Annotated in this window: 5 protein-coding genes and 1 pseudogene (1 of these 6 running past the window's edge); 5 read left to right on the top strand and 1 reads right to left on the bottom strand. The window is 46.9% G+C overall.

The window, feature by feature from the left end:
* From H8K11_15420 to H8K11_15440, 5 genes are all read left to right on the top strand, one after another.
* A protein-coding gene (locus tag H8K11_15420) for a hypothetical protein (protein ID MCS6265143.1) crosses the window boundary here: on the top strand, positions 1-39 show its end. The gene continues 525 nt to the left of window position 1, outside the view; the window shows 39 of its 564 coding nt (coding positions 526-564); its start codon lies beyond the left edge, outside the window; its stop codon occupies positions 37-39.
* A gap of 219 nt (positions 40-258) precedes the next feature.
* Positions 259-1,398 carry a hypothetical protein gene (locus tag H8K11_15425; GenBank protein ID MCS6265144.1) on the top strand — a complete coding sequence of 380 codons (1,140 nt, stop codon included), beginning with the start codon at positions 259-261 and terminating at the stop codon, positions 1,396-1,398.
* Between the two features lie 130 nt (positions 1,399-1,528).
* Complete coding sequence (locus tag H8K11_15430; protein MCS6265145.1) at positions 1,529-2,509, top strand: caspase family protein; 981 nt, start codon at positions 1,529-1,531, stop codon at positions 2,507-2,509.
* A 32-nt stretch (positions 2,510-2,541) separates the two neighbouring features.
* Complete coding sequence (locus H8K11_15435; GenBank protein MCS6265146.1) at positions 2,542-2,859, top strand: hypothetical protein; 318 nt, start codon at positions 2,542-2,544, stop codon at positions 2,857-2,859.
* Positions 2,860-2,937: 78 nt separating this feature from the next.
* A complete protein-coding gene (locus H8K11_15440; GenBank protein ID MCS6265147.1) occupies positions 2,938-3,474 on the top strand; it encodes a hypothetical protein in 537 nt (178 codons plus the stop codon).
* Positions 3,475-3,582: 108 nt separating this feature from the next.
* Here the strand turns inward: H8K11_15440 and H8K11_15445 are convergent.
* Positions 3,583-3,971, bottom strand: a pseudogene (locus H8K11_15445) (transposase).
* Positions 3,972-4,025 lie beyond the last annotated feature (54 nt).

Consider the following 4,025-nt stretch of genomic DNA (forward strand, 5'->3'; position numbering starts at 1 on the left):
CACCATTCATTGGACTGCATCCTGAATTTGATCCGCTAATTCAAAGAATGAAGGTGCTTAAGGCTCTGGACTCTAACGAACGACGCGGATTGATTGAGCAGTCGGAAAGGGTAAATAAATTTCCCTTGCCGCCAACTAGTGAAAGATTTGCAGCGCCTTTCTGGATCGAAATGCACTGATGTCTGCGAGCAAGAAGATATCTTCTTCATTCCGCGGCAACGCAATTGTTGGAGTCATTGAAAAGAGGAGGCAGGAAACATGGCTGTTTTTTATGCAATTGGCGAGGCATTGGTCGGTAAAAACGAACTTCATGCCAAAATTGGTTCAGGTGAATTAAGGCAATTCCAAGAAGCTTTGTCAAAGAAACCTAATGAGGCGAAACTCAACTTATTAACAGGGACTGCCACAGCAAAGAATATCGTAGGTTCATTTGATCGCGGGAATGGAAGTCAGATTGGCTTTGAAGAGATAGGTATCGGCAAGCCTCTTACAGTTCAGATACGACATATTTATACGGGAAACAAAGCGGAGGGTTTTTGGGGAGACAAAGATATGCTTGTAACCTCTGCAATGAGAAGTATTTCAACCTATGATGCAGCTCCACGCGCCGTAAACTATTTAGTGCCTAGCGCCCAAAACAACCGCAATTTCAGAACTGTAAATGCTACGGAAAAGGGAACACCGCTAATTTGTTACTCTCCGTCATTAACCCAACCTTCGAGTGTGGTCACGGTGGAAGTGATGTTTTCTGGCTTTCCAAAGGAAACATTTGATGCTGTGGCACAAGCCTTTAATTCCGCATCTAGTATTCCCGTATTTGCTCCCGCGTCGGGCTATTTGGTTGCAGCCGGTCTAGCCATGAAGCTTGCGGGTAATATTGGGAAGTCGCTTGTTGATGGCACTCCAGCACTCAGGCGCACGGAAGAAATCACTTTTGTAACTCCAGGATCGAACAAAGCTACCGCGAACTTTATTCTGTTGATCTCCGATGAGGTGTCCGATCAGATTCTAGCCAACTACAGGGTAACCACTAAGGGAATACTGGCCCGTATGGACGATGAAAATAAATTGTATGACGGTGAATTCCCATACGTGGTCATAAGCTTAGACGGCCGTGAGGTGGATGAATACAAGATGTTTTCCCCGACCGCCGCCACAGCTGCCCAATTGGACAAGTTTTACAATATTAATGATGGAAGCTCTCAGCCTCTGGGGACAATTGTCGATGCATTGAAGCTCTACAATGATATGAAGTTTCGAGAAAAGGCTTCCAATATTGCTGAAAATCTCAAAGCCGCCGTCAAAGGGTCCGAGCAATATAACAATATGCTCGTTCAATACCAGGCATATGTGAACAACATTCAGACCAAAGAGCTTAAGCCGTCTACGCTTGAATAAATTATAAACAATATGACGATAAACCTTTAACAAGCTTGTTCAGCATATGCATACTGCGATTCGATTCTTTCCAGAGTTCGGTAGTTGCGGATGGCATAACGTAATTAATTAAAGCTCAATTGGTCTAATCATGAGAAAGAAAGCTCTTGTTGTTGGCATTAATGACTATCCGTCTTCGCCTCTTACCGCGTGCGTGAGAGATGCTACGTCATTTAGAAACGTCCTAAAAGCTCACGGGACAGCTCATAGAGACCTCAAAGGCCCGCCTAATTTCGACGTCAAGCTCGTTACTTCTCCTCCCGAAACAATCAACAAGTCGAATCTGAAAGGTGCGATTGAGACCTTGTTTTCAGGAAGTCCGGATATCGCCTTATTCTACTTCTCGGGGCATGGAGTCATAACGAGCACTGGCGGTTATATCGTGACACCTGATTTCAAGCGATATGATGAAGGCGTTTCCATGGATGAGATCTTGGACCTTGCAAATCAGTCAACTGCAAAGGAGAAAGTTATAATTCTGGATTGTTGTCATTCTGGCGCAATTGGAGCACCGCCAAATGTTAGAGGGAGAGTGGCCCCCTTATCTGAGGGTTTGACGATCTTAACGGCAAGCCAAGGCTTGGAATCTGCCATGGAAATTAACGGGAGAAGCGTTTTTACAGCATTAGTTGTCGATGCACTGCAAGGGGGGGCAGCCGACTTGCGAGGGTACATTACGCTTGGAAGTATCTATGCGTATGTAGACCAAGCCCTTGGGCCTCACGAGCAAAGACCAATTTTTAAAACCAACATAACTGGTTTCACATCTATAAGAAATGTCCCGCCACTACTTCCATATGGCACTCTACAAAAAATTTGTGACTACTTTGAAAGCCCGCAGCACGAGCATGCGCTTGATCCATCCTATGAATTTACCGATCCGAGGGCAAATCCGGAGAAAGTCGATATATTCAAAGATTTACAAAAATTTACAAGTAGCGGGTTAGTTGTGCCGGTGGGAGAGGACCACATGTATTTTGCGGCTATGAACTCCAAATCATGCCGCCTGACAGCACTAGGGCACCAATACTGGAGGTTGGTTAAGGAGGAAAAAATGTTTGACTTTATCTAGCAATCGAAATTTATCAGCAGTCTAGATGGCAATTGCTCGCGATTGTTGAAGGACAATTATTTCAATCATCTTTTCTTGATCGCTTGGGTAAAGTGGAGGTGCCTGTGAAGTGGTTTTGGTGGATATCCGGAGTGCTTATTTACCTAGCCCTGCAGGATACAAAATACCACTGGGGAGCAGAGTCATGGGTGTACTACACCGTAATGTTATCGATCTTATTGATCTTTTCGACCCTTGGGGAGCTTGCCGACAGACGAAAAGAAAAGATCTTACAGGGGCAACGTGATCGTGAGGCCAATGCAGCAGCCAAAGTACTGCTCGATAGTGTTCAGAAAAAAACTGTTAAGTGACGTCTTATGGACGCGCCAAATATTCCGAAACCGTTGTATTTGTACCTTCGTCCATTTGAATCTGATGGGCGAATATTTGTGAATAATCCCAGAAAAGCCGCTTGGTGGAACTGGATGTTAATTACGTACCAGGCCTCAACGCCACACAGTGTGAATCTCGAAGAGCTACTTCTTCGAGTAGTTGAATGCCATGGTCTGTTAATAGCCATCGGGAGACAAACCGGACTGGTGGGGGGAGGTAAGGTTGTCGCGTCAGAGGATGATTGGAAGAATTATTTTACTGCCCTCGCGGTCAAGGCAGTTTGCATATTCTCTGTGCCATCTTTGAATGAAAGCACGTTATGGGAACTCAAATGGCTCGCTGATAAAAGGCTGTTCGAGAGGGTCTTGATGATATTTACTGAACTCCATTTCGATGAGAGCAACGTTTCCTTTAGGATTGAACCGCTGTCAAACCGCTTGCGTGAAATAGGATGGCTACTTCCCACGATATCGAGGCGGGAAGCTCTGGTCTCGTTTGACAAGGAAGGACGAGTTTCTGAACATATAAAAGCTGGAGGATTAACGAAGAAGCAAATTGAGAGCATTGCATTATCCATAGCCAGGACCTTCTAGTGTTTCCGTCCGAGTATGTTCGATCTGTCGTGATCGAGAAAGCATACAGAGGTGGCCCCGCTTGGACAGAATGTTCCAGTTCTTAAGTGGCGCTTCGCTGTGTTCTGCCTACGCGGCGGTGCGCCGTGCAGGCAGGTGGTCACAGTACACTCCATCGGGTGTTGGGCCGTCAAGCGCTCGGTGCGGCCTGGTCTGGTTGTAGAACGTCAGGTAGCGCTCTAACCCCTGCTGGGCGGCGCTGATGGTCTCGTACGCGTGTAGATACACTCCCTCGTATTTGATGCTTTTCCACAGTCGTTCCACGAACACGTTGTCCCGCCAACACCCTTTCCCGTCCATGCTGATCTGGATGCCGTGGGTGGTCAGGAGCCCCGTGAACTCCTGGCTGGTGAACTGGCATCCTTGATCGGTATTGAAGATGGTCGGGGGTCATACCGGGTGATCGCGTCCTGCACCGCGTCCAGGCAGAAATCGGTGGTCAGCGTGTTGGACAACCGCCGACGTCCCCCCATCTTGAGTAGCAGCTACGTTTGGAGTCCGGGTTCGACTGT

This window comes from Nitrospira sp. (genome assembly GCA_024998565.1).
GTDB lineage: Bacteria > Nitrospirota > Nitrospiria > Nitrospirales > Nitrospiraceae > Nitrospira_A.

Coding starts and splice junctions, on each gene's coding strand:
- H8K11_15430 (MCS6265145.1), top strand. CDS start 1,529: ATGAGAAAGAAAGCTCTTGTTGTTGGCATTAATGACTATCCGTCTTCG.
- H8K11_15425 (MCS6265144.1), top strand. CDS start 259: ATGGCTGTTTTTTATGCAATTGGCGAGGCATTGGTCGGTAAAAACGAA.